We start from the raw sequence: 24404 nt of genomic DNA on the forward strand, positions 1-24404 counted from the left end.
CGCAAAAAATCGCTGGATGGCAATGCCGCGGCCCAGAGGCGGGACGCGACCGGATCGCGGGACGCGGTGCTCGCGTGTCAGCCGGCCGTCGACGGCGGCTCGACGGGCGCAGGCGATTCGTCCGGTGACGGTGCGGCGCGCACGAGCGCGACCGGGCGGATGCCGAGCAACGCAGCAAGCGGCGACGCGGGTTCGACCAGTTCGCCGAGCGTGTGACGATCGAGCTCGGCGAAGAACGCATCGCGCGCGGCCGCCAGCACCCCCTTCAGGCGACACTGCGGCTCGATCACGCAACCGCGCGACTCGCTGCCGTCAGTCGAAAAGCAGCCGACCAGCGCGAAGTCGTTCTCGGTCGCGCGCACGACCTGGCCGACCGTCAGCAGCAGCGATTCGGGGAACAGCCGCAGCCCGCCGTTGCGGCCGCGGACTGTGTCGACCCATCCCAACTCGCCGAGCTGCTGCACGACTTTCATCAGATGGTTCTTCGAGATGCCGTAGGCATCCGATATCTCCTGGATCGTCGCGAGCCCCTCGCCGCGCACGGCAAGGTACAGCATCACGCGCAGCGAATAATCGGTGTAGTCGGTGAGTCTCATGGGCGAATACGGAAATGATCGATCGTGCCCCGATTGCGCGGGCCGGGCCGGCCGGAACGCGCGCCGGGCCGGGCCGGCTGACGGCCCCGTTCCGCGGCCCCGGGTTGCCCGGACGGCGCGCGCGCAATAAGATGCGTTACATCCGCACGTTTTACAGGGGTTGTTGGACGCTATTTTGCGTCAAAATCCTGCCGGCGTCCTGCGCGTTGCCCGCGCCGCCGCTTCGTCGTTGCCTCGATCTCCCGGCCCTTTTTGCCATGACCGCCCTGCCTGCCTCGCCTGAAACCGCCCCGGCCCGCCCTCGCGATGCCGAGCCGACCGAAGACAACATCCGCGATCTCGTCTACGCGTTTTACGACCGCGTGCGCGCCGATCCGCTGCTCGGGCCCGTGTTCGATGCGAAACTGGCCGGCCGCTGGGACGACCATCTGCCGAAGATGGTCACGTTCTGGTCGAGCCTCGTGCTTGGCACCAAGGGCTATCGCGGCAACGTGCAGCAGGCGCACCAGCCGCTCGACAGGATCGAGCCGGCCCATTTCAGCCGCTGGCTGTCGCTGTTCCTGAAGACCGTCGAGGCGCGCTACGCGCCGCCTGCGGCGATCCGCTTCATGGAACCCGCGCTGCGGATCGCGCAAAGCCTGCAGTTGAGCCGGTTCGGCTGGGATTACCGGATTCCGCCCGAGCAGCAGGCGCTGCTCGATGCGATCGCGCCGCGCCGCCGCGACGCGGGCGACGATCCGCACGCATTGCCGTCGCGTGCCCGCGGCGAACCGTTTCCGACGAAGATCATCGGGCGCAGCGCCGATCCGGACGCGTAACGCGTACACATCGCGCGCGACGTTTGCGCACGTGCGGCACATCGCCGCATCGCGCGGACGCCGCGCTCAGCGCGGCGTGTTGCCCGATTCGACGCCCCAGCGCGCGAGCGCCGCATCGTCGGTGCTGCGCGCATCGACCCAGCGCTCGCCGTCAGGCGTCGTTTCCTTCTTCCAGAACGGCGCTTCGGTCTTCAGGTAGTCCATCACGAACTCGCACGACGCGAACGCATCGCCGCGATGCGCGGCGACCGTCGCCACCATCACGATCTGGTCGAGCGGCAGGAGCCTGCCGACCCGATGCACGATCGCGACGTCGATGCCCGGCCAGCGCCGGCAGGCCTCGGCAGCGATCTTCTCGAGCGCCTTCTCGGTCATCCCCGGATAGTGCTCGAGCTCCATCGCGGCGACCGAATCGCCTTCGTTCAGGTCGCGCACGGTGCCGACGAAGCACGCGATCGCGCCGATCTTCGGATTGCGCGCGCGTAATGCCGCGACTTCGGCGTTCAGATCGAAGTCGTCGGTCTGGATTCGTATCGTTGCCATCACACGCCCCGGTCCCATGCCAAGCTCAACCGCCCGTCACCGGCGGAAAGAACGCGACCTCGCAGCCCTCGGTGAGCCGTGTGTCGGGATCGGTCATCTCGTGGTTGCACGCCATGCGCAATGCGCGCCCTTCGGCGAGCGTCTCGGCCCACGCACCGCCGCGCACGCGCAGCCACGCGCGCACGTCGCCGACGGTCGTTACGCTGTCCGGCACGTCGGCCTGCTCGTCGGCGACGCCCAGCGCTTCTCGTACGCTTGCAAAAAATTTCAGCTGAATCTTCATGGTTCGGGAAGCCGCCGCGTTACGACAGCAATTCGGAAAACGGAATGAAACGCACGGTCTCGCCTGCGCTGATCGCGTGCTGCGGCGGATTGTCGATCAGGCCGTCGCCCCAGACCGTCGACGTCAGCACCGCCGAGCTCTGGTTCGGGAACAGATCGAGGCCGCCGGCCGCATTGACGCGTGCGCGCAGGAATTCGTTGCGCCGGTCGCCCTTGCCTTGCGAAAAGTCGGCGCGCAGCGACAGCGCGCGCGGCGCGACGTCGCGCACGCCGGACAGGCGCAGCAGGAACGGCCGCACGAACAGCAGGAACGTGACGAAGCTCGATACGGGGTTGCCGGGCAGCCCGATGAAGTGCGCATCGGGGCGATCGTCGCCGCGCCGCACCGCGCCGTACGCGAGCGGCTTGCCGGGCTTCATCGCGATCTGCCACAGCGCGAGCCGCCCTTCGGACTCGACGGCCGGCTTCACGTGATCCTCGTCGCCGACCGATACGCCGCCGCTCGTCAGGATCACGTCGTGATCGCGCGCGGCCTCGCGCAGCGTGTCGCGCGTCGCGGCGAGCGAGTCGGGCACGATCCCGTAGTCGGTCACGTGGCAGCCGAGCCGCTCCAGCAGCCCGCGCAGCGTGAAGCGGTTCGAGTTGTAGATCGCGCCGGGCTTCAGCGGCTCGCCCGGCATCGTCAGCTCGTCGCCGGTGAAGAACACCGCGACGCGAATCCGCCGTGCGACCGACAGTTGCGCGCAGCCGACCGATGCGGCCAGGCCGAGCGCCTGCGGCGTGAGCCGCGTGCCGGCCGGCAGGATCACCGCGCCCTGCCGGATGTCCGCGCCCTGCGCGGTGATCCATTCACCGGCCTTCGGCGTATGCAGGATTTCGACCGCATCGCCGTCGGCCGACGTCTGCTCCTGCATCACGACGGCGTCGGCGCCCGGCGGCACCGTCGCGCCGGTGAAGATCCGCGCGGCCGTCCCGGCCGCGAGCGGCACGGCCGGATGACCGGCCGGAATCCGCTGCGACACCGGCAGACGCCGCTCGCCGTGCAGCAGGTCGGCGACGCGCACCGCATAACCGTCCATCGCGCTCGTATGCATCGGCGGCACGTCGAGCGGCGAGCTCACGTCGGCCGCCAGCACGCGGCCGAGCGCGTCGAGCGTGGCGACGGTTTCGGTGCCGGGCAGCGGCTTCGCGGCATCGAGCAGCGCGGCGAGCGCCTCGGCGGTCGACAGCATCGGCGCGCGCGGCGCCGCGGGATTCGGGTTCGACATCGATGGAATCGGGGAACGTTGGAGTCAATACGTCATTGTAGCGACGCCGTCGCGCGGGCGCGCGATATGGCGGACATGCGAGAACTGTGATCGTCGCGAACGCGCGGGTCTGGCACCCGTTTCGCGCGACGTTCGGCTGCAGACGCGCGGCGGGCTGCCGAACGCCTGCATATCGCAGTACCGCTGCACCGCATCGCCAAGCGAAACGGCCGGAACCCCGATCCGTTCGACGAATCGGCATTCCGGCCGTCCTGCGCAGCCGGGCCTGCAGGCCCGGCCGTGCGTCACGCGCCCGTATGCGCGGCGATGAAGTCCTTCACCTGCTGCGCGTCAGCCTTCACGACCTCGAAGCGCTGCGGCAGCGCCTCGAGCCCGTCGAATGCGGCCGGCCGCTCGGCTTCGCGCTCGAGCGCTTCACGGATCGTCTCGCCGAACTTGATCGGTTGCGCCGTTTCGAGCACGACCATCGGCACGCCCGCATCGAGATGCTCGCGCGCAACCTTCACGCCGTCGGCCGTGTGCGTATCGATCATCGTGTCGTAGCGCGAGAACACGTCGCGGATCGTCGCGATACGGTCCGTGTGGCTGCTGCGGCCCGACACGAAGCCGAACTCCGCGACGCGCGCGAAATCGCCGCTCGCCGCGAGGTCGAAGCCGCCCTTCTCCTCGACGTCGCGGAACAGCTGCATCACGCGCGCCGGATCGCGGCCGAGCAGGTCGAACACGAAGCGCTCGAAGTTCGACGCCTTCGAGATGTCCATGCTCGGGCTGCTCGTGTGATACGTGTTCTCGGCGCTGCGCACGCGATACGCGCCCGTGCGGAAGAACTCGTCGAGCACGTCGTTCTCGTTGGTCGCGACCACGAGCTTCGCGATCGGCAGCCCCATCATCCGCGCGATGTGGCCCGCGCATACGTTGCCGAAGTTGCCCGACGGCACCGTGAACGACACGCGCTCGTCGTTGGACTGCGTCGCCGCGAAGTAGCCTTTGAAGTAGTACACGACCTGTGCGACGACGCGCGCCCAGTTGATCGAGTTGACCGTGCCGATCTTCTGCTGCGCCTTGAACGCGTGATCGTTCGACACGGCCTTCACGATGTCCTGGCAGTCGTCGAACACGCCTTCGACCGCGAGGTTGAAGATGTTCGGATCCTGCAGGCTGAACATCTGGGCCGTCTGGAACGCGCTCATCTTCTTGTGCGGCGACAGCATGAACACGCGCACGCCGGCCTTGCCGCGCATCGCGTATTCGGCCGCGCTGCCCGTGTCGCCCGACGTCGCGCCGAGAATGTTCAGCGCCTCGCCGTGCTTCGCGAGCGTGTACTCGAACAGGTTGCCGAGCAGCTGCATCGCCATGTCCTTGAACGCGAGCGTCGGGCCGTTCGACAGTTCGAGCAGCGAGATCGGCGCGCCGTTCTCGGTGCCGAGCGTCTTCAGCGGCGTGATGTCGGCTGCGTTCTCGCCGTGGCGCGTGTTGCTGTACACGTCGGCCGTATACGTGCGGCGCGTGATCGCGCGCAGGTCGTCGGCCGGCACGTCGTCGCAGAACTTCGACAGGATCTCGAATGCGAGATCCGCGTACGGCAGCGCGCGCCAGCGCGCGAGCTCGTCGGCGGACACCTTCGGATACTCGGCCGGCAGGTAGAGCCCGCCGTCCTTCGCGAGACCGCCGAGCAGGATGTCGGAGAACGTATGGCGCTCGCCGATGCCGGCGCCGCGCGTGGAGATGTAGTTCATGTCTTCCGCCTCAGTTCAGCGCTTCCATGCGCAGCTTCGTCACCTTCGACACGACCGTCGCGAGGCTTTCGATTTGCGCGATCGCCGCGTTGACGTTCTTCTCGAGCGTCTCGTGCGTGATCAGGATGATGTCGGTTTCGCCGTTCGCGCCGTCGACCTGCTCCGATTCCTTCTGCAGCAGCGCGTCGATCGAAATGCCCGATTCGGCGAGGATCCGCGTGATGTTGGCGAGCACGCCGGTCTGGTCGGCCACCCGCAGGCGCAGGTAGTAGCCGCTCGTGACTTCCTCGATCGGCAAAATCGGCGTGTTCGACAGGCTGTCGGGCTGGAACGCGAGGTGCGGCACGCGATGCTCGGGGTCGGCCGTATGCAGGCGCGTGACGTCGACGAGATCCGCGACCACCGCCGACGCGGTCGGCTCCGCGCCCGCGCCCTTGCCGTAGTACAGCGTGGTACCCACCGCGTCGCCGTGCACGACGACCGCGTTCATCGCGCCTTCGACGTTCGCGAGCAGGCGCTTTTCCGGGATCAGCGTCGGGTGCACGCGCAGCTCGATGCCGTTTTCGGCGCGGCGCGCGATGCCGAGCAGCTTGATCCGGTAGCCGAGTTCTTCCGCGTAGCGGATGTCGGTTGCGTCGAGCTTGCTGATGCCCTCGACGTACGCGCGATCGAACTGCACCGGCACGCCGAACGCGATCGCGCTCATGATCGTCGCCTTGTGCGCGGCGTCGATGCCTTCGATGTCGAAGGTCGGATCGGCTTCCGCGTAGCCGAGCTCCTGCGCGGCCTTCAGCGCGGTCGCGAAGTCGAGCCCGCGGTCGCGCATTTCCGACAGGATGTAGTTCGTCGTGCCGTTGATGATGCCCGCGATGTACTGGATGCGGTTCGCGGTCAGGCCTTCGCGCAGCGCCTTGATGATCGGGATGCCGCCGGCGACGGCCGCCTCGAACGCGACCATCACGCCCTTCGCGCGCGCGGCCTCGAAGATCTCGGTGCCGTGCACCGCGAGCAGCGCCTTGTTCGCCGTCACGACGTGCTTGCCGTTCGCGATCGCGCGCAGCACGAGTTCGCGCGCGATGCCCGTGCCGCCGATCATCTCGGCGATGATCGCGATCGACGGATCGTCGACGACCGAATTGAAATCGTCGGTGATCTGCGCGGCGCCGGCGTCGCCGCCGAGCACAGCCTGCGCCTTGGCCGGGTTGCGCACGGCAATGCGCGTCACCTCGATGCCGCGCCCCGCGCGTCGCTTGATTTCTTCCTGGTTGCGGCGCAGCACCGTGAAGGTGCCGCTGCCCACCGTGCCGAAGCCCAACAGGCCAACTTTGATCGGTTCCATGCTGCGTGTGATCGATGAGTAAGAAGTAATGGGTTCCGTGTGGTCCTGTCCGCTCAGGCCGAATGGCGCTTGCGGTAGCCGTCGAGGAAGCGTGCGATCCGGTTGATCGAATCGGTCAGGTCGTCGAGGTTCGGCAGGAAGACCACGCGGAAGTGGTCCGGCGTCGCCCAGTTGAAACCCGTGCCCTGCACGAGCAGCACGCGCTCTTCGAGCAGCAGGTCGAGTATGAACTGCTGGTCGTTCTGGATCGGATAGATTTTCGGATCGAGGCGCGGAAACATGTACAGCGCGGCCTGCGGCTTCACGCAGGTCACGCCCGGAATCGACGTGAGCATGTCGTACGCGAGCTCGCGCTGCTTGTACAGGCGCCCGCTCGGCACGATCAGCTCGTTGATGCTCTGGTAGCCGCCGAGCGCCGTCTGGATCGCGAACTGCCCCGGCACGTTCGCGCACAGGCGCATCGACGACAGGATGCCGAGCCCCTCGAGGTAATCCTTCGCGCGCCGGCGGTTGTCGCCGCCGAGGCCCGACACGGCCATCCAGCCCGCGCGGTAGCCGCACGAACGATAGCTCTTCGACAGGCTGTTGAACGTGACGGTGATCACGTCCTCCGACAGCGAGCCCATCGCCGTGTGCTCGAGGCCGTCGTAGACGATCTTGTCGTAGACCTCGTCGGCAAACACGATCAGCCCGTGCTGGCGCGCGATCTCGAGCAGCTCCAGCAGCAATTCGTCGGAATAAAGCGCGCCCGTCGGGTTGTTCGGGTTGATCACGACGATCGCCTTCGTGTTCGGCGTGATCTTGCGGCGGATGTCGTCGAGATCGGGCATCCACGCGTTCTGCTCGTCGCACACGTAGTGCACGGGCGTGCCGCCCGACAGGCTCACCGCCGCCGTCCACAGCGGGTAGTCGGGCGCGGGCAGCAGCACTTCGTCGCCGTCGTTCAGCAACGCCTGGGTCGCCATCACGATCAGCTCGGACGCGCCGTTGCCGATGTAGATGTCGTCGAGGCCGACGCCCACGACGCCCTTTTCCTGCGTGTAGTGCATCACGGCCTTGCGGGCCGAGAACACGCCTTTCGAATCCGAATAGCCCGACGACGCCGGCAGGTTGCGGATCATGTCCTGGATGATCTCGTCCGGTGCGTCGAAGCCGAACGGCGCGAGGTTGCCGATGTTCAGCTTGATGATGCGGTGGCCTTCTTCCTCGAGGCGCTTGGCGTGCTCGAGCACCGGGCCACGGATGTCGTAGCAGACGTTGAGCAGCTTGTTCGACTTCTGAATCGGTTTCACGACGACACGGTTCCTGGGTTGGCCTTGCGGCCGGGGGGACGGGATCAAAACTGGAAAGCGGCCGGTCTGTGCGCGCTGTCTAGACTGGGAAAAAGCGGGCGATCGTGCGCGGCTTGTGGCAGCGCGCGATGCAAGTGGCGCCCGGGGGCGACCAAAAAGTTATAATTTAGCGGATTTTGGCCGACTTTCGCAATGCACCATAGCCGCGCCGGGCCCGCGCCGTCAGGCGTCCCGCGTGCACAGGCGCGCGAAACCGGCCGCCCGGGGCCCGTGTGGCCCTGCAACACATTCCCCTACGGAACCGCGGAATACCGATTTGAAACTGCACCAGGACGCGAGCGGCGCGCTCAACACCGTCACCGGCTACGGCCCCGATTATGTCGACGTCAATCTCGAACGCCATGAAACGAGCGTCATCGTGCTGCCCGGCGCGCCGGTCCAGGCATGGCCCGTGTCGTCGTTCGACGCGCTCGCGCCCGAGCATTTCGCGATGCTGCTCGACCCGACGCCCGAACTCGTGATCTTCGGCAGCGGCGCGCGGCTGCGCTTCCCGCACCCGCGGCTGGTTGCCGCGCTCACGGCCAGGCGGATCGGCGTCGAGACGATGGATTTCCAGGCCGCGTGCCGCACCTACAACATCCTGATGGCCGAGGGCCGCAAGGTCGCCGCTGCGCTCTTAATTGAACGTTAATCCCCGATGCGGTAAAACTCGGGCCGGCGCAGCGGGTCGATCCCCGGATCGGCCCGGCCAGGCCGCCCGCCCCCGGCGCAATCCGCCGGCGGCCCGTCACAACAACCAACAGGCTGAAAACCCATGAACGATACGCCGTCGAGGCTACCGCTCAATCGCATCACGCTCGTCCTCCTGCTCGTCGCGCTCGCGATCGTCTGGTTCGCGCCGCTCGGGCTGCGCCACCTGATCCCGAGCGACGAAGGCCGCTACGCGGAGATGGCACGCGAGATGTTCGTCACCGGCGACTGGATCACGCCGCGCTACAACGGCTACAAGTACTTCGAGAAGCCGCCGCTGCAGACCTGGCTGAACGCGCTGACGTTCGCGTGGTTCGGCATCGGCGAATGGCAGGCGCGCCTCTACACGGCCGTCGTGAGCTTCGCCGGCGTGCTGCTCGTCGGCTTCACCGGCGCGCGCCTGTTCAACCCGCTGTCGGGCTTCCTCGCGGCCGTCGTGCTCGCGAGCTCGCCGTACTGGAACCTGATGGGCCACTTCAACGCGCTCGACATGGGGCTCGCGTTCTGGATGGCGCTGTCGCTGTGCTCGCTGCTGCTCGCGCAGCGGCCCGGGCTGCGCCCGGCCGCGGTGCGCGGCTGGATGTGGGCGTGCTGGGCCGCAATGGCGTTCGCGGTGCTGTCGAAGGGCCTCGTCGGCCTGATCCTGCCCGGCGCCGTGCTCGTGCTCTACACGCTGATCGCGCGCGACTGGGCGCTGTGGAAGCGCCTGTATCTCGTCAGCGGCCTCGTGATCTTCTTCGCGATCGTCACGCCGTGGTTCGTGCTCGTCCAGCAGCGCAACCCCGAGTTCTTCAACTTCTTCTTCATCGTCCAGCAGTTCCGCCGCTACCTGACCCCGGAACAGAACCGCCCCGGGCCGCTGTACTACTTCGTGCCGGTGCTGCTGGTCGGCTTCCTGCCGTGGCTGTCGGTCGCGTGGCAAAGCATCCGCCATGCGCTGCGGATGCCGCGCCAGCCGAACGGCTTCTCGCCGATGCTCGTGCTGCTGATCTGGAGCGCGTTCATCTTCCTGTTCTTCAGCGCGTCGCATTCGAAGCTGATCTCGTACGTGCTGCCGATCGCGCCGGCGCTCGCGCTGATCGTCGGCGCGTACCTGCCGCTGGTGTCGGCCGACCGGTTCCGACGCCACCTGCTCGGCTACCTCGTGTTCTTCGTCGCCGCGGCATTCGGGATCATCTTCCTCGCGTACCAGGGCGATGCCCGCACGCCGAACGCGCTGTACCGCGCGTTCCAGATGTGGCTGTACGCGGGCCTCGCGATCGCGGCCGCGCTGACGCTCGCGGCCGCGTGGCTGAACCGCCGCGCGGGCGTGGCCGCCGCGATCGCCGCGTTCGGCGCCGCCTGGCTCGCGTTCGGCACGATCGGCGGCACCGGGCACGACGAGTTCGGCCGCTACAGCTCGGGCGCGCAACTCGCGCCCGCCGTGCGCGCCGAACTGGCGAAGCTGCCGCCCGACACGCCGTTCTACTCGATCGAGATGCTCGATCACACGTTCCCGTTCTACATGGGCCACACGACGATCATGGTGCAGCGCCGGGACGAGCTCGCGTTCGGGATCTCGGTGGAGCCGAACAAATGGATTCCGACCGTCGACGAATGGATCACGCGCTGGAAACAGGAAACCCATGCGCTCGCGATCATGCCGCCCGGCCAGTACGACGCGCTGGTCAAGCAAGGCGTGCCGATGCGCGTGATCGCGCGCGACAACCGCCGCGTGATCGTCGAGAAACCGCAATCGTAAGGACGCCCGCCGCATGAATCCCGTTTCGTTCGTCTGCATCATCACCGGCGTGATGCTCAACGCCTGTGCGCAACTTCTGCTGAAAGCCGGCGTCAACGCCGTTGGACACTTCGAATTCAGCCGTGCGAACATCATCCCGGTCGGCCTGAAGATCGCGACCCAGTTGCCGATCATCGGCGGCCTGAGCTGCTACGTGCTGAGCGTCGTCGTCTGGATCCTCGGGCTGTCGCGGGTCGACGTGTCGATCGCGTACCCGATGCTGTCGCTCGGCTACGTCGTCAACGCATTCGCGGCCTGGTACCTGTTCGGCGAGGTGTTGTCGGTCCAGCGGCTCGTCGGCATCGGCATCATTTTGATCGGGGTACTCGTGCTTGCACGAAGCTGAGCATGCCTCGTGGCGTTAAGCGTCCGCCTACAAAAAATCACGGTACGAATCCGCCAACCGGTGTTTAATGCCGGTTTCGGACGGGATTGCCCGACCCTTTTATTACACGCCATTACAGGCCAAAGCGTTCATGAGCCAGACTACCGCTCCGTTTCTGCCGTTCACCCGCCCCGAGATCGACGAGGAAACCATCCAGGGCGTCGTCGAAGTGCTGCGCTCGGGCTGGATCACCACCGGCCCGCAGTGCCAGAAATTCGAAGCGGCGCTGTCCGAATACTGCGGCGGCCGTCCGGTCCGCGCGTTCAACTCGGGCACCTGCACGCTCGAGATCGGCCTGCGCATCGCGGGCGTCGGCGCCGGCGACGAGGTGATCACGACGCCGGCGTCGTGGGTCTCGACCAGCAACGTGATCCTCGAGACGGGCGCGACGCCCGTGTTCGCCGACATCGATCCCGTCACGCGCAACATCGACCTCGACAAGCTCGAGCAGGCGATCACGCCGCGCACGAAGGCGATCATCCCCGTCTACCTGGCCGGCCTGCCGGTCGACATGGACCGCCTGTACGCGATCGCGCGCGCGCACAACCTGCGCGTGATCGAAGACGCGGCGCAGGCGCTCGGCTCGACGTGGAACGGCAAGCGCATCGGCGCGTTCGGCGACATCGTGTCGTTCAGCTTCCACGCGAACAAGAACCTGACGACGATCGAAGGCGGCGCGCTCGTGCTGAACAACGAGGACGAGGCGACGCTCGCGCAGAAGTACCGGCTGCAGGGCATCACGCGCACGGGCTTCGACGGGATGGACTGCGACGTGCTCGGCGGCAAGTACAACCTGACCGACGTCGCCGCGCGCGTCGGCCTCGGCCAGCTTCCGCACCTCGAGCGCTTCACCGCGCAGCGCCGTGCGCTCGCGCGCGCGTATTTCGCCGCGTTCGACGGTAGCCCGGCCGCGAAGCTCGGCGTCGGCCTGCCGGTCGCCGAATTCGAGAACGGCAACTGGCACATGTTCCAGATCACGCTGCCGCTCGAGCGGCTGTCGATCCCGCGCGCCGAGTTCATGGCGCAGATGAAGGAACGCGGCATCGGCACGGGCGTCCACTACCCGGCGATCCATCTTTTCACGCTGTACCGTGCGCGCGGCTTCAAGGAGGGCATGTTCCCCCACGCCGAACGGTACGGCGCGTCGACCGTCACGCTGCCGCTGTTCACGCAGATGACGGAGGGCGACGTGCGTCGCGTGGTCGACGCCATCAACCAGATTTGCGAACAATACGGAAAATAAGCGTACATGAGTCACCTTGAAGCACGCGCCGGGCATCCGGGCGCCGGGCAACCGGAAGTATCGGTCATCATCCCCGTGTACAACGAGGAAGACGGCCTCGCCGCGCTGTTCGCGCGGCTGTATCCGGCGCTCGACGCACTCGACACGTCATACGAAGTGATCCTGATCAACGACGGCAGCCGCGACCGCTCGGCCGCGATGCTCGCCGACCAGTTCCACGTGCGCCCCGACACGACGCGCGTCGTGCTGCTCAACGGCAACTACGGCCAGCACATGGCGATCCTCGCGGGCTTCGCGCAGTCGCGCGGCGAGATCGTCATCACGCTCGACGCCGACCTGCAGAACCCGCCCGAGGAAATCGGCAAGCTGATCGCGAAGATGCGCGAGGGCTACGACTACGTCGGCTCGATCCGCAAGCAGCGCCAGGACAGCCTGTGGCGACGCAAGGCGTCGCAGATGATGAACCGGCTGCGCGAGCGCATCACGCGCATCAAGATGACCGACCAGGGCTGCATGCTGCGCGCGTACAGCCGCCGCATCATCGACACGATCAACGTGTGCGGCGAAGTCAACACGTTCATCCCGGCGCTTGCCTATACGTTCGCGCAGAAGCCGACCGAAATCGAGGTCGCGCACGAGGAGCGCTTCGCGGGCGAGTCGAAGTACTCTCTGTACAGCCTGATCCGGCTGAACTTCGACCTCGTGACGGGCTTCTCGGTCGTGCCGCTGCAGTGGCTGTCGTTCATCGGCGTGATCCTGTCGCTCGGCTCCGCCGCACTGTTCGTGCTGCTGCTCGTGCGGCGCTTCATCGTCGGCGCGGAAGTGCAAGGCGTGTTCACGCTGTTCGCGATCACGTTCTTCCTGCTCGGCGTGATCATCTTCGCGCTCGGCCTGCTCGGCGAATACGTCGGCCGCATCTACCAGCAGGTGCGCGCACGGCCGCGCTACCTGATCCAGGCCGTGCTCGAGCAGCACGACGGCATGCCGGCGGTGCCGGCCGGCGAGAACCGCGCGGGAGCCGCGCAATGAAGCCGCGCGCGGTCGTCTTCGCGTATCACAACGTCGGCGTGCGGTGCCTGCAGGTGCTGCTCGCGCGCGGCGTCGACGTCGCGCTCGTCGTCACGCACGAGGACAACCCGAACGAGAACATCTGGTTCGGCAGCGTCGCGTCCGTCGCGGCCGAGCACGGCATTCCGGTCGTCACGCCGGCCGATCCCGCCGATCCGGCGCTGCGCCGCGCGGTATCGGACGCGCAGCCGGATTTCATCTTCTCGTTCTACTACCGGCACATGCTGCCGGTGGACCTGCTCGCGATCGCGCCGCGCGGCGCGTACAACATGCACGGTTCGCTGCTGCCGAAATACCGGGGTCGGGTACCGACCAACTGGGCCGTGCTGAACGGCGAGACCGAAACCGGCGCGACGCTGCACGAAATGGCCGCGAAGCCCGACGCGGGCGCGATCATCGGCCAGACCGCGGTGCCGATCCTGCCGGACGACACGGCCACGCAGGTGTTCGACAAGGTCACGGTGGCCGCCGAGCAGACGCTCTGGCGCGTGCTGCCCGCGCTGCTCGCGGGCGAGGCGGCGCACCTGCCGAACGATCTCGCGACCGGCAGCTACTTCGGCGGGCGCAAGCCCGAAGACGGCCGCGTCGACTGGTCGAAGCCGGCCGCGCAGGTCTACAACCTGGTGCGTGCGGTCGCGCCGCCGTATCCGGGCGCGTTCACGGACGTCGGCGGCACGCGTTTCGTGATCGCGCGCGCGCGCCTCGCGGCGCCCGGCAGCCCGGCAGCGGCCGCCGCGGCAGATTTGCCGCCCGGCCTGCACGTAAGCGATAATGCGCTATTCGGCGTCTGCGGCGACAGCCGCGCCCTATCCATTCTCGAGCTGTGGCAGCAGCGCGGCGGCAGCGAAACCGTCGTGACGCCCGCGGAATTCGCGCAGTTCATTCATTCTTCCCGTCATTCATGAAAGCAAAAAAAGTCCTGATCCTGGGTGTGAACGGCTTCATCGGCCATCACCTGTCGAAGCGCATTCTTGAAACCACCGATTGGGAAGTGTTCGGCATGGACATGCAGACCGATCGGCTTGGCGACCTCGTCAACCACGAGCGGATGCATTTCTTCGAAGGCGACATCACGATCAACAAGGAGTGGGTCGAGTATCACGTGAAGAAGTGCGACGTGATCCTGCCGCTCGTCGCGATCGCGACGCCCGCCACCTACGTCCAGCAGCCGCTGCGCGTGTTCGAGCTCGACTTCGAGGCGAACCTGCCGATCGTGCGTTCGGCCGTCAAGTACGGCAAGCACCTCGTGTTCCCGTCGACCTCCGAGGTCTACGGCATGTGCTCGGACGAGCAGTTCGACCCGGACGCATCGGCCCTCACCTACGGCCCGATCAACAAGCCGCGCTGGATCTACGCGTGCTCGAAGCAGCTGATGGACCGCGTGATCTGGGGTTACGGGATGGAAGGCCTGAACTTCACGCTGTTCCGCCCGTTCAACTGGATCGGCCCGGGCCTCGACTCGATCTACACGCCGAAGGAAGGCAGCTCGCGCGTCGTCACGCAGTTCCTCGGCCACATCGTGCGCGGCGAGAACATCAGCCTCGTCGACGGCGGCTCGCAGAAGCGCGCGTTCACCGACATCGGCGACGGCATCAGCGCGCTGATGAAGATCATCGAGAACAAGAACGGCGTCGCATCGGGCAAGATCTACAACATCGGGAATCCGAAGAACAACTTCTCGGTTCGCGAGCTCGCGCACAAGATGCTCGAACTGGCGGCGGAATTCCCCGAGTACGCCGATTCGGCCAAGCAGGTGAAGCTCGTCGAGACGACGTCGGGCGCCTACTACGGCAACGGCTACCAGGACGTGCAGAACCGCGTGCCGAAGATCGACAACACGATGCAGGAACTCGGCTGGGCGCCGCAGGCGACGTTCGACGACGCGCTGCGCAACATCTTCGAAGCGTATCGCGGCCACGTCGCCGACGCGCGCGCGCTCGTCGAACAGCAAGGCTGACCGGGACGCTCGCTTGGCTCGCATCGTCCTCAAGATCGACGTCGACACGCTGCGCGGCACGCGCGAAGGCGTGCCGAACCTCGCGCGCATCTTCGACCGCTTCAGTGCGCGCGCGACCTTCCTCTTCAGCCTCGGGCCCGATCACACGGGCTGGGCGCTGCGGCGCGTGTTCCGCCCCGGCTTCCTGAAGAAGGTGTCGCGCACGTCGGTGGTCGAGCACTACGGCGTGAAGCAGCTGATGTACGGCGTGCTGCTGCCGGGCCCCGACATCGGCCGCCGCGCGATCTCCGACATGCGCGCGATTCACGAGGCCGGCTTCGAATGCGGGATCCACACGTGGGATCACGTGTACTGGCAGGACAACGTCCGCGCGCGCGATCGCGACTGGACCGCGCGTGAAATGCAGAAGAGCCATGCGCGCTTCATCGAGATCTTCGGCGCGCCGCCCGTCACGCACGGCGCGGCCGGCTGGCAGATGAACGACTCCGCGTTCGAGCAGATCGACGCATGGGGGATGCGCTACGCATCCGACGGCCGCGGCCATTCGCCGTACCTGCCCGTCGTCGGCGGCCGCACGCTGTCGCACGTGCAGATGCCGACGACGCTGCCCACGCTCGACGAAGTGCTCGGCATCGACGGCGTCGACACGCACAACGTCGCCGCGCACATCCTCAGGTTCACCGAAACCAATCCGCACGACCAGGTGTTCACGCTGCACGCGGAACTGGAAGGCCAGAAGCTCGCGCCCGTGTTCGAGCAACTGCTCGCCGGCTGGCGCGCGCAAGGCCACACGTTTGCGACGATGGGCGACTACCACGCGACGCTGGACCGCGACTCGCTGCCATCGTACCCTGTCACGTGGGGCGAAATCCCCGGCCGCTCCGGCGAACTGATCGTCCAGCCCGACTGAGTTCGAGTTCGCGCGCGAGCCGGCGTCGCCCGCCGCGCCCTTGCGGCGCGCTGCCGCGGCGCCCCGCCGAACCGCGCCGCAGCGGCGCCTTTCCATAACAACAGGAGAAACACGTGTCTGTCGAAGTTGACCGTCAAGTTCCCGATTTCACCGCACCGGCCACAGGCGGCGACATTTCGCTGTCCGACCTGAAGGGCAAGAAGCTCGTGCTGTACTTCTATCCGAAGGACAACACGCCGGGCTGCACGACCGAAGGGCTGCAGTTCCGCGATCTTTATCCGAAGTTCAAGAAAGCCGGTGCGGAAGTCATCGGCGTGTCGCGCGACAGCCTGCGCTCGCATGACAATTTCAAGGCAAAGCTCGAACTGCCGTTCCCGCTGATCTCGGATGCCGACGAAGCGCTGTGCGCGCTGTTCGATGTCATCAAGATGAAGAAGATGTATGGCAAGGAAGTGCGCGGAATCGAGCGCTCGACGTTCCTGATCGACGCCGACGGCGTACTCCGTCAGGCATGGCGCGGCATCAAGGTGCCGGGTCATGTGGACGACGTGCTAAGTGCTGTACAAGCGCTTTGAGGCGCGTTATATTGGGCCGCAATGAATGCCAGTTCGCCCCATATTTCTCGTAGCTGCGCCGGTGCTCGATGCGATGCTTCCCGGCACCTGACGCGCATCACGACGGTATCAGCCGAGCCGCATGCCCCTGTCGACGGGGCAGCGGCTTTTTTTATGGATTGCGCGCCGGCCCTCGGTCCGGCCCTCACCCCGTCAAGGAGCTGATCGACATTTAGGCGAACCGGCTAGACGAAATTCCTGTGCGCCACCGCGCGCAAACTGCATGCGTCTACGTCAAGCAGGATGCGATCAGCGGCGCACGCCTTGCGACACGATTCCTCCCGAGGGACACCATGCCTTTGCCTACTCCCCCCAGCAAGCTCGGCAGCCTTCTGCCGCCCGACGAATACAAGGCGAAAGCGCGGCCCGCGAAAGCCGCGAAGAAATCCGCCGAAGGGGACGCATCCACAGCCGGTGATTATGGTCCGGCCAGCGTGGCCCAACCGATGATCGAAGCCGCGAACACGGCCGCGCCGCTGCGCGCCGTCGCGTCTTCGGCGCAAGATGCCGCGAGCGCACCCGCACGCGGCCGCAAGACCAGACAGACGGCCGCACTGTTGCAGCCGATGCCGGCGCCCGCCGCACCCGCGGCGCCGGTCGTCGCGCGCAACGACAAGCCGGCCGCCGACAAACCGGCCGCGGCTCCCGCGCGCGATGCCGGTACGGCGACGAAATCGCGCGGCCGCAAGCCCGCCGACGCCGAACTGCAGAAACTGTTCGTACTCGACACCAACGTGTTGATGCACGACCCGAGCAGCCTCTTCCGCTTCGAGGAACACGACGTCTATCTGCCGATGATGACGCTCGAGGAACTCGACAACCACAAGAAGGGGATGTCCGAAGTCGCGCGCAACGCACGCCAGGTCAGCCGCACGCTCGACGCGCTCGTCGCCGATGCGGGCGCGATCACGGCAGGCATCCCGCTGTCGCGCCTCGGCAGCCGCGAGGCGCTCGGCCGCCTGTACTTCCAGACGAAGCTCGCCGACATCGCGCCCGTCGAAGGCTTGCCCACCGGCAAGGCCGACAACCAGATCCTCGGCGTCGTGCGCGCGCTACAGCGCGACCGGCCCGACCGCCAGGTCGTGCTGGTGTCGAAAGACATCAACATGCGGATCAAGGCGCATGCGCTCGGCCTGCCCGCGGAAGACTACTTCAACGACCAGGTGCTGGAGGACTCGGATCTCCTCTACAACGGCGTGCGCGAACTGCCGCAGGACTTCTGGACCAAGCACGCGAAGGGCATGGAGAGCTGGCAGGACACGAAGACGGGCACCACGTACTACCGCGTGACGGGTCCGCTCGTCGCGTCGATGCTCGTCAACGAGTTCGTCTATCTCGAGCCGCAGAACGGCGAACCGACGTTCCACGCGATCGTCCGCGAGCTGAACGGCAAGACCGCGCTGCTGCAGACGCTGCGCGACTACAGCCACCACAAGAACAACGTGTGGGGCATCACCGCGCGCAATCGCGAGCAGAACTTCGCGCTGAACCTGCTGATGAACCCCGAGATCGACTTCGTCACGCTGCTCGGCCAGGCCGGCACCGGCAAGACGCTCGTCGCGCTCGCGGCCGGCCTCGCGCAGGTGCTCGACGACAAGCGCTACAACGAGATCATCGTGACGCGCGCGACCGTACCCGTCGGCGAGGACATCGGTTTCCTGCCCGGTACCGAGGAGGAGAAGATGCAGCCGTGGATGGGCGCATTCGACGACAACCTCGAAGTGCTGCAGAAGACCGACGATGCCGCCGGCGAATGGGGCCGTGCCGCGACGCAGGAACTGATCCGTTCGCGCCTGAAGGTGAAGAGCATGAACTTCATGCGCGGCCGTACGTTCGTCGACAAGTACCTGATCATCGACGAAGCGCAGAACCTGACGCCGAAACAGATGAAGACGCTCGTCACGCGCGCGGGCCCCGGCACGAAAATCGTGTGCCTCGGCAACATCGCGCAGATCGACACGCCTTACCTGACCGAAGGCAGTTCGGGCCTGACCTACGTCGTCGACCGCTTCAAGGGCTGGGGCCACAGCGGCCACGTGACGCTCGCGCGCGGCGAACGCTCGCGGCTCGCCGACTACGCGTCGGACATCCTGTAACACGGCGGGCCGTCCTCTCCGGCCGGCTTTCGACGCATTGCGGCGCTCCGTTTCCGGAGCGCCGTTTTTTATTTGGGGTCGAAAACGCTGTAACGCGTCGTCACGCAATAACCCCATTTACGCGCGAAACTTCAAGTAAATTCTCAAGAATGGTTGCTTAAGCCCCGCCGGAGCGTCTACCATCGGGTCTGTCTGTTGTCATACGATTCGCGAGTGCGCCGCGCTCGCCCGCCTTGCCATGCTTCGAATCTGGGTCCCCCTCGCCGTCGTTTCGCTGCTTGCGGCCTGCTCCAGCGTGCCGCCGCAGTCGGCATCGCGCGAGCCGGGAATGAAGATCACGACGCCGCGCGCATTCCCGGCTCCCGCCAATTTCCCGAAATTCGTCGATCACAGCGTCGGCCAGGAAGAAATCTCGATCCAGGCGATGAGCCTGGTCGGCGTCCCGTATCGCTGGGGCGGCAATACGCCGACGAGCGGTTTCGACTGCAGCGGGCTCGTGCGCTACGTGATCGGCCGCGCGGCCGACGTGAACCTGCCGCGCACGACCGCCGACATGAGCGACCGCGGCGTGTCGATCGAGCCCGACCAGGTCGCGCCGGGCGACCTGATCTTCTTCAATACGACCGGGCGGCCGCATTCGCACGTCGGCATCTATGTCGGCAAGCTGCGCTTCGTCAACGCGCCGTCGACGGGCGGCACCGTGCGGCTCGACTACCTGACGAACCCGTACTGGGCCAAGCGTTTCGACGGCATTCGCCGCGTCGCGCCACCGCGCGCGACGCCCGCGCCGTTCGATGCGCCGACCTACGAGGCGAAGCGCGACGAGCCGCGCAACCCGCCGGCGGTTGCGCCCGCCCCCGTCATGACTGCCGCCGCGGCGCGGCAGCCTGCCTATGCGTCGTCGCAAGCCAGAGCGACGCAGTCGCCCGCTCCGGTCATGCCGGCCGTGACGACCGCGGCAGTGGCGCCTGCGGCCGCACCCGCCGATCCGTACGAACCGCCGCCGACGCGCGTGCAGGCAGCCCGGCAGCAGGCAACATCGGCGATTGGCGATGGCGGCCTGACCGCAATGACGGCGAACGCAGCGCCGGCCGGCCCGGTAGAAGCCGGCACGCAGATTCCGACGACGGCACTGACGGCCGCCCAGGCTGCCGCATTCGATGCGGAGCCGCCACCGGCAGCAGCCGCGACGTCGCCGCGCGGCACCGAGCCCGCGGCCGTGCAGGTGCTGCGTGCGTCGACGCAATCCGCGCCCGTTAGCCCGCGCACCGGCACCGCAGACGATCCGATTGCCCGGTTCGCGAACGGAAGCTACTAGCCCGTTGCTCAAACGCCGACGGTAACCTCGGCGGCATCCGCCGCAGCCCCGCCGTTCGTCGCAAACTTCCTCGCCCCCAAAGAAAATGCGCCGCAGCCTTTCGGCTTGCGGCGCATTTCATGTCGATCCCGCAGCGTCGGCGATCAGAAAATCCGGTGTCCGAGCCACCATCCGCCGGCCGCGATCAACGCGGATGCCGGAATCGTCAGCACCCACGCCCACACGATGTTGCCGGCAACGCCCCAACGCACGGCCGACAGCTTCTGCGTCGCGCCGACGCCGACGATCGCGCCGGTGATCGTATGCGTGGTCGATACGGGGATGCCGAGGAACGACGCGATGAACAGCGTGATCGCGCCGCCGCTTTCGGCACAGAAACCGCCGACCGGCTTGAGCTTCGTGATCTTCTGGCCCATCGTGCGCACGATGCGCCAACCGCCGAACAGCGTGCCGAGGCCCATCGACAGGTAGCACGCGCCGATCACCCACGCGGGCGGCGCATCGGACGTCGCCGACGCATAGCCCGACGCGATCAGCAGCATCCAGATGATGCCGATCGTCTTCTGCGCGTCGTTGCCGCCGTGGCCGAGGCTGTACAGGCCGGCCGATAGCAGCTGGAGCCTGCGGAACCGCCGGTCGACCTTGCTGGGTGCGGTACGGAAATACAGCCACGACACGCCGAGCATGAACAGCGAACCGAGGATGAAGCCGAGCAGCGGCGAAATGAAGATGAACGCGACGGTCTTCATCAGCCCGTCGATGTTCAGCGAGCTCCAGCCCGACTTCGCGAGTGCCGAGCCGACGAGGCCGCCGATCAGCGCGTGCGACGAGCTCGACGGAATCCCGTAGTACCAGGTGATCACGTTCCAGCCGATCGCGCCGACCAGCGCGCCGAACACGACGTAGTGGTCGACGATCTCGGGATCGATCGTGCCTTTACCGACGGTCTGCGCGACTTTAAGGTGGAAGATGAAATACGCGATGACGTTGAACGCCGCCGCGAACACCACGGCCTGCTGGGGTTTCAGCACCCCGGTGGACACGACGGTGGCGATCGAGTTCGCCGCGTCGTGGAAGCCGTTCATGAAGTCGAATACGAGCGCGACGAGCACCAGCGTCGCGACCATCCATAGGGCGAGTTGTATCGAATGCATCGTGGTCCGCTCAGGCGTTTTCCAGCACGATGCCTTCGATGATGTTCGCGACGTCCTCGCACTTGTCGGTGATCTCTTCGAGCAGCTCGTAGATCGCCTTCAGCTTGATGAGCGTCTTCACGTCGTCTTCTTCGCGGAACAGCTTCGACATCGCGGCGCGCAGCACGCGATCGGCCTCCGACTCCCAGCGGTCGATCTCCTCGCACTGCTTGAGGATCTGCGCCGACTGCTTCATGTCGGACAGCATCCCGACCGCCTGCTGCACGTGCTGCGCCGACTGCGTGACGATGTGCGCGAGCTGGCTCGCCTCGGACGTGACGGCCCGCACGTCGTACAGCGACACCGCCGTCGCGACGTCTTCCATCAGGTCGAGGATGTCGTCCATCGTCGTGATCAGCTTGTGGATCTCGTCGCGATCGAGCGGCGTGATGAAAGTCTTGTGCAGCAGATCGATCGCTTCGTGCGTGAGCTTGTCGGCGGCCTTCTCGGCCGTCTGCACGTTTTGCTTGTGAATCTCGGCGTCGGCGAGATTGTCGATCAGCAGTTCGAGTTCGCGTCCGCCGGCAACGATGTGCTTTGCGTGCGCGTTGAAGAGTTCAAAGAACTTGCCCTCGGTGGGCATGAATCGACCGAACATGGGATTCCTGAGAGATTGTCAAACTACTGTCACGAAAACGGGCGACATTGTACCGTTTTCGGTCGCGCCGCGACGCGCGCATATGCGCACGCCGGGATTGGATACAACGCTTGGCGAAATAAGGGTTTACATCCGGCGCTACTCGCCGTAGAAGTTCTGCGCTCCGGCAAAGTTGTCGAACTTCGTGTATTGACCCAGGAACGTGAGCCGAACGGGACCGATCGGGCCGTTACGCTGCTTGCCGATGATGATTTCGGCCGTGCCCTTGTCCGGGCTGTCCGGGTTGTAAACTTCGTCGCGATAAATGAACAGGATCACGTCCGCGTCCTGTTCGATTGCGCCCGATTCGCGCAAATCGGACATCACCGGACGCTTGTTCGGACGCTGTTCGAGGCCGCGGTTCAGCTGCGACAGCGCGATCACCGGCACGTCGAGTTCCTTCGCCAGGCTCTTCAGCGATCGCGAGATTTCCGAGATTTCGGTCGCGCGGTTCTCGCCCTGCGACGAACCCGACATCAGCTGCAGGTAGTCGACGATGATCAGGCCGAGCTTGCCGCATTGCCGCGAGAGACGCCGCGCGCGCGAGCGCAATTCCATCGGGTTCAGGCCGCCCGTCTCGTCGATGAAGATTTGCGCCTCGCTCATCTTCTGCACCGCGTGCGTCAGTTTCGGCCAATCCTCGTCCGTCAGGCGGCCCGTACGCATCCGGTGCTGGTCAAGCCGGCCGATCGAGCCGAGCATACGCATCACGAGCTGGGTGCCCGGCATTTCCATCGAGAACACCGCGACCGGCAGCCCGTACTCGACCGCGACGTACTCGCCGATGTTCATCGAGAAGGCGGTGTTGTGGGTCACGACGTAATCGTCGGTCACGTACAGCCGCGACGGATGCGAGACCGAAATGCATTGCGTGGCCGTTCGGCGCGTCGGCTCGATGCCGGTGATAACCGGCATCTTGCGGCGCATCCGTCCGCCCGCGAGCCGCTCGCGCTTGCCCTCGAACAGGAACAGGCTCTGCGGATCCGGATGACTGATCGTGCAAACATAGGCCGTCGCGCCGGTCTTGCGTTCGCCGTCGACCGTGAAGCTCGTCGCCTTTTCGGCAATCTGGCACCACGCGCCGAGCGAACGCGCCAGTTCGCGCACATCGTTCGCCAGTTGCGCACTGGCGGTCGAATAACGCACCGTGCCCCACGACTCGACCCAGCCGTCAGTGTCGAGCAGCCCGCGCAGCAGATCGAGCCGCGTGTCCTTGTCCGCATCGAGGTAACTGCGCGGGATGAACTTGTCGTAGCTCGTCCTCCCCCATACACCGAGCTGCTCGAGGGCGGCCTTGAGCGGGTTGGCGGACGGCCGGGTTTCGCCGGCCGTGGATGGACGGCGCTTGATGCGCCAGTCGTACTGGCCCGCGTGTTCGAGCTCGAGCGACGCGTCGACGCGCGCACGCATCCGGTTCAGCGTTTCCTCGGCCTTCACGCTGAAACGCACGGCAGTACCGCCGATAGCACCGTCGCCCAGCAGCGCGCCGAGCACCCACGGGTCGACCGGCAGCGCTTCCCGATGGCCGAACTCGCCGCTCGGCATGTCGATCCACAACCGGTTCCGGTAACGTTCGCGCGCCAGCAACGTGCGAATCTCCCCGGTCGACAGCACGCGCGGCTTGCCCCACCCGCGAAAATGGACGCACCACAGGTGCTCGTCGCAGCATTCGGCCGAGCGGCCGTCCGAGAAACGGACCCGATACACCTGGCGTTCACCCTGCGGGTAAATGCCGGTCACGACCGACGGTGCGCCGTCAACCGAAGCGAGCGCTTCGCCGACCGCCAACTCGCCCATCGGCTTCCAGCCCGCCAGCGTCCTGACGCGTGCGTCGAGCGGCTGGGCCTTACCCATCGACGGGCGCCCCGCCACGATGATCAGTTCGCCGCCGTGCATCCCGGACGTCATCCGGTCAAGGTCGACGAAGCCCGTCGGCGTACCGGTGACGTCGCTCGGGTTCGCGGTGTGGTACAGCGTGTCGATGCGCTCGACGACCTGCGTGAGCAGCGGGCCGATCTCGAGGAAGCCCTGGTTGCCGCGCGCGCCCTCTTCGGCGATCGAGAATACCTTCGACTCGGCTTCGTCGAGCAGCTGGCGGACTTCCTTGCCCTGCGGATTGAACGCGTCGGCCGAGATTTCGTCGGCGACCGACACGAGCCGGCGCAGCACCGCACGGTCGCGCACGATTTCCGCATAACGACGGATGTTCGCCGCGCTCGGCGTGTTCTGCGCGAGTGCGTTCAGGTACGCGAGCCCGCCGACGTCGTCGGCCTTGCCGGACGTGGTCATCGCTTCGTACACGGTGACGACGTCGGCCGGGCGCGTCGACGCGATCAGCCGGCCGATGTGCTCGTAGATGATCCGGTGGTCGTAGCGATAGAAATCGCCCTGCGACAGGAAGTCGGCAATCCGGTCCCATGCCGCGTTGTCGAGCAACAGGCCGCCGAGCACCGACTGTTCGGCTTCGACCGAATGCGGCGGGACTTTCAGCGATTCGATTTGAGGATCTTGCGGCGCGTTCATGGGTTGGGATTATCGCGAATTACACCGGACGACGCCATACCGGCCGCCAGTGATGC

General features: G+C 66.4%; 22 protein-coding genes and 1 pseudogene. 12 read left to right on the forward strand and 11 right to left on the reverse strand.

The window, feature by feature from the left end:
• Positions 1-77: 77 nt before the first annotated feature.
• Positions 78-596 (reverse strand): Rrf2 family transcriptional regulator, encoded by a 519-nt coding sequence (locus tag FPJ27_RS28575; protein ID WP_034181254.1) that lies wholly within the window; start codon positions 594-596, stop codon positions 78-80.
• Between the two features lie 257 nt (positions 597-853).
• Here FPJ27_RS28575 and FPJ27_RS28580 point away from each other — a divergent pair, with 257 nt between their 5' ends.
• Positions 854-1414 (forward strand): group III truncated hemoglobin, encoded by a 561-nt coding sequence (locus FPJ27_RS28580; RefSeq protein WP_204423534.1) that lies wholly within the window; start codon positions 854-856, stop codon positions 1412-1414.
• Between the two features lie 66 nt (positions 1415-1480).
• Here FPJ27_RS28580 and FPJ27_RS28585 read toward each other — a convergent pair whose 3' ends face one another.
• The 6 genes from FPJ27_RS28585 to FPJ27_RS28610 form a co-directional block, all read right to left on the reverse strand.
• Positions 1481-1957 carry a molybdenum cofactor biosynthesis protein MoaE gene (locus tag FPJ27_RS28585; protein ID WP_072437206.1) on the reverse strand — a complete coding sequence of 159 codons (477 nt, stop codon included), beginning with the start codon at positions 1955-1957 and terminating at the stop codon, positions 1481-1483.
• Positions 1958-1982: 25 nt separating this feature from the next.
• Positions 1983-2240, reverse strand: a complete 258-nt coding sequence (gene moaD / locus FPJ27_RS28590; RefSeq protein ID WP_011352296.1) for a molybdopterin converting factor subunit 1 — start codon at positions 2238-2240, stop codon at positions 1983-1985.
• A gap of 19 nt (positions 2241-2259) precedes the next feature.
• Positions 2260-3507 carry a gephyrin-like molybdotransferase Glp gene (glp, locus tag FPJ27_RS28595; RefSeq protein ID WP_105392289.1) on the reverse strand — a complete coding sequence of 416 codons (1248 nt, stop codon included), beginning with the start codon at positions 3505-3507 and terminating at the stop codon, positions 2260-2262.
• A 284-nt stretch (positions 3508-3791) separates the two neighbouring features.
• Positions 3792-5243: a threonine synthase gene (thrC, locus tag FPJ27_RS28600; protein WP_204423537.1), complete on the reverse strand. Its 1452-nt coding sequence runs from the start codon at positions 5241-5243 to the stop codon at positions 3792-3794.
• 10 nt (positions 5244-5253) lie between these two features.
• Positions 5254-6582, reverse strand: coding sequence for a homoserine dehydrogenase (locus FPJ27_RS28605; RefSeq protein WP_072437203.1), 1329 nt, complete (start codon positions 6580-6582; stop codon positions 5254-5256).
• 53 nt (positions 6583-6635) lie between these two features.
• Entirely contained in the window at positions 6636-7874 is a 1239-nt protein-coding gene (locus FPJ27_RS28610; RefSeq protein WP_034181248.1) for a pyridoxal phosphate-dependent aminotransferase, read from the reverse strand.
• A gap of 316 nt (positions 7875-8190) precedes the next feature.
• On the opposite strand from FPJ27_RS28610, the gene FPJ27_RS28615 reads away from it, so the two are divergent.
• The 9 genes from FPJ27_RS28615 to FPJ27_RS28655 all read left to right on the forward strand — a co-directional run bounded on the left by FPJ27_RS28615 (position 8191) and on the right by FPJ27_RS28655 (position 16542).
• The gene (locus FPJ27_RS28615; RefSeq protein WP_034181247.1) at positions 8191-8565 is read left to right on the forward strand and encodes an Mth938-like domain-containing protein; all 375 of its coding nucleotides are present in this window, start codon (positions 8191-8193) and stop codon (positions 8563-8565) included.
• 123 nt (positions 8566-8688) lie between these two features.
• The gene (locus FPJ27_RS28620; protein WP_204423541.1) at positions 8689-10365 is read left to right on the forward strand and encodes a glycosyltransferase family 39 protein; all 1677 of its coding nucleotides are present in this window, start codon (positions 8689-8691) and stop codon (positions 10363-10365) included.
• A 13-nt stretch (positions 10366-10378) separates the two neighbouring features.
• On the forward strand, positions 10379-10750 hold the full coding sequence (locus FPJ27_RS28625; RefSeq protein ID WP_034181245.1) for an SMR family transporter: 372 nt from the start codon (positions 10379-10381) through the stop codon (positions 10748-10750).
• A gap of 130 nt (positions 10751-10880) precedes the next feature.
• Positions 10881-12032 carry a DegT/DnrJ/EryC1/StrS aminotransferase family protein gene (locus FPJ27_RS28630; RefSeq protein WP_204423544.1) on the forward strand — a complete coding sequence of 384 codons (1152 nt, stop codon included), beginning with the start codon at positions 10881-10883 and terminating at the stop codon, positions 12030-12032.
• 6 nt (positions 12033-12038) lie between these two features.
• A complete protein-coding gene (locus FPJ27_RS28635) occupies positions 12039-13061 on the forward strand; it encodes a glycosyltransferase (RefSeq protein ID WP_072437199.1) in 1023 nt (340 codons plus the stop codon).
• On the forward strand, positions 13058-14005 hold the full coding sequence (locus tag FPJ27_RS28640) for a formyltransferase (RefSeq protein WP_204423547.1): 948 nt from the start codon (positions 13058-13060) through the stop codon (positions 14003-14005). Before FPJ27_RS28635 ends, FPJ27_RS28640 begins: the two co-directional genes overlap by 4 nt.
• Positions 14002-15057, forward strand: a complete 1056-nt coding sequence (locus FPJ27_RS28645) for a bifunctional UDP-4-keto-pentose/UDP-xylose synthase (RefSeq protein ID WP_051983717.1) — start codon at positions 14002-14004, stop codon at positions 15055-15057. The genes FPJ27_RS28640 and FPJ27_RS28645 overlap by 4 nt, the downstream gene beginning before the upstream one ends.
• Before the next feature lie 13 nt (positions 15058-15070).
• Positions 15071-15967 carry a polysaccharide deacetylase family protein gene (locus FPJ27_RS28650; protein ID WP_204423548.1) on the forward strand — a complete coding sequence of 299 codons (897 nt, stop codon included), beginning with the start codon at positions 15071-15073 and terminating at the stop codon, positions 15965-15967.
• A gap of 113 nt (positions 15968-16080) precedes the next feature.
• Positions 16081-16542 (forward strand): peroxiredoxin, encoded by a 462-nt coding sequence (locus FPJ27_RS28655; RefSeq protein WP_006756046.1) that lies wholly within the window; start codon positions 16081-16083, stop codon positions 16540-16542.
• A gap of 192 nt (positions 16543-16734) precedes the next feature.
• Here FPJ27_RS28655 and FPJ27_RS36645 read toward each other — a convergent pair.
• A pseudogene (locus FPJ27_RS36645) lies at positions 16735-16973 on the reverse strand (hypothetical protein); the annotation flags it as partial.
• Here FPJ27_RS36645 and FPJ27_RS28660 point away from each other — a divergent pair.
• Both FPJ27_RS28660 and FPJ27_RS28665 read left to right on the forward strand, forming a co-directional pair.
• Positions 16875-18677 carry a PhoH family protein gene (locus tag FPJ27_RS28660; RefSeq protein ID WP_204423549.1) on the forward strand — a complete coding sequence of 601 codons (1803 nt, stop codon included), beginning with the start codon at positions 16875-16877 and terminating at the stop codon, positions 18675-18677. The pseudogene FPJ27_RS36645 and the gene FPJ27_RS28660 overlap by 99 nt on opposite strands.
• A 238-nt stretch (positions 18678-18915) precedes the next feature.
• On the forward strand, positions 18916-19995 hold the full coding sequence (locus tag FPJ27_RS28665; protein ID WP_204423550.1) for a C40 family peptidase: 1080 nt from the start codon (positions 18916-18918) through the stop codon (positions 19993-19995).
• A 143-nt stretch (positions 19996-20138) separates the two neighbouring features.
• On the opposite strand, the gene FPJ27_RS28670 is transcribed toward FPJ27_RS28665, so the two are convergent.
• From FPJ27_RS28670 to dnaB, 3 genes are all read right to left on the reverse strand, one after another.
• On the reverse strand, positions 20139-21149 hold the full coding sequence (locus FPJ27_RS28670; RefSeq protein ID WP_072437194.1) for an inorganic phosphate transporter: 1011 nt from the start codon (positions 21147-21149) through the stop codon (positions 20139-20141).
• Positions 21150-21159: 10 nt separating this feature from the next.
• A complete protein-coding gene (locus FPJ27_RS28675) occupies positions 21160-21786 on the reverse strand; it encodes a DUF47 domain-containing protein (RefSeq protein ID WP_204423553.1) in 627 nt (208 codons plus the stop codon).
• Between the two features lie 138 nt (positions 21787-21924).
• A complete protein-coding gene (gene dnaB / locus FPJ27_RS28680; protein WP_204423556.1) occupies positions 21925-24348 on the reverse strand; it encodes a replicative DNA helicase in 2424 nt (807 codons plus the stop codon).
• Positions 24349-24404: the final 56 nt, after the last annotated feature.

This window comes from Burkholderia sp. MS455 (assembly GCF_016899445.1).
GTDB lineage: Bacteria > Pseudomonadota > Gammaproteobacteria > Burkholderiales > Burkholderiaceae > Burkholderia > Burkholderia pyrrocinia_C.

Coding starts and splice junctions, on each gene's coding strand:
- FPJ27_RS28635 (WP_072437199.1), top strand. CDS start 12,039: ATGAGTCACCTTGAAGCACGCGCCGGGCATCCGGGCGCCGGGCAACCG.
- dnaB (WP_204423556.1), bottom strand. CDS start 24,348: ATGAACGCGCCGCAAGATCCTCAAATCGAATCGCTGAAAGTCCCGCCG.
- FPJ27_RS28620 (WP_204423541.1), top strand. CDS start 8,689: ATGAACGATACGCCGTCGAGGCTACCGCTCAATCGCATCACGCTCGTC.
- FPJ27_RS28640 (WP_204423547.1), top strand. CDS start 13,058: ATGAAGCCGCGCGCGGTCGTCTTCGCGTATCACAACGTCGGCGTGCGG.
- FPJ27_RS28660 (WP_204423549.1), top strand. CDS start 16,875: ATGCCTTTGCCTACTCCCCCCAGCAAGCTCGGCAGCCTTCTGCCGCCC.
- FPJ27_RS28665 (WP_204423550.1), top strand. CDS start 18,916: ATGCTTCGAATCTGGGTCCCCCTCGCCGTCGTTTCGCTGCTTGCGGCC.
- FPJ27_RS28625 (WP_034181245.1), top strand. CDS start 10,379: ATGAATCCCGTTTCGTTCGTCTGCATCATCACCGGCGTGATGCTCAAC.
- FPJ27_RS28605 (WP_072437203.1), bottom strand. CDS start 6,582: ATGGAACCGATCAAAGTTGGCCTGTTGGGCTTCGGCACGGTGGGCAGC.
- FPJ27_RS28585 (WP_072437206.1), bottom strand. CDS start 1,957: ATGGCAACGATACGAATCCAGACCGACGACTTCGATCTGAACGCCGAA.
- glp (WP_105392289.1), bottom strand. CDS start 3,507: ATGTCGAACCCGAATCCCGCGGCGCCGCGCGCGCCGATGCTGTCGACC.
- FPJ27_RS28630 (WP_204423544.1), top strand. CDS start 10,881: ATGAGCCAGACTACCGCTCCGTTTCTGCCGTTCACCCGCCCCGAGATC.
- FPJ27_RS28675 (WP_204423553.1), bottom strand. CDS start 21,786: ATGTTCGGTCGATTCATGCCCACCGAGGGCAAGTTCTTTGAACTCTTC.
- FPJ27_RS28575 (WP_034181254.1), bottom strand. CDS start 596: ATGAGACTCACCGACTACACCGATTATTCGCTGCGCGTGATGCTGTAC.
- moaD (WP_011352296.1), bottom strand. CDS start 2,240: ATGAAGATTCAGCTGAAATTTTTTGCAAGCGTACGAGAAGCGCTGGGC.
- FPJ27_RS28670 (WP_072437194.1), bottom strand. CDS start 21,149: ATGCATTCGATACAACTCGCCCTATGGATGGTCGCGACGCTGGTGCTC.
- thrC (WP_204423537.1), bottom strand. CDS start 5,243: ATGAACTACATCTCCACGCGCGGCGCCGGCATCGGCGAGCGCCATACG.
- FPJ27_RS28580 (WP_204423534.1), top strand. CDS start 854: ATGACCGCCCTGCCTGCCTCGCCTGAAACCGCCCCGGCCCGCCCTCGC.
- FPJ27_RS28645 (WP_051983717.1), top strand. CDS start 14,002: ATGAAAGCAAAAAAAGTCCTGATCCTGGGTGTGAACGGCTTCATCGGC.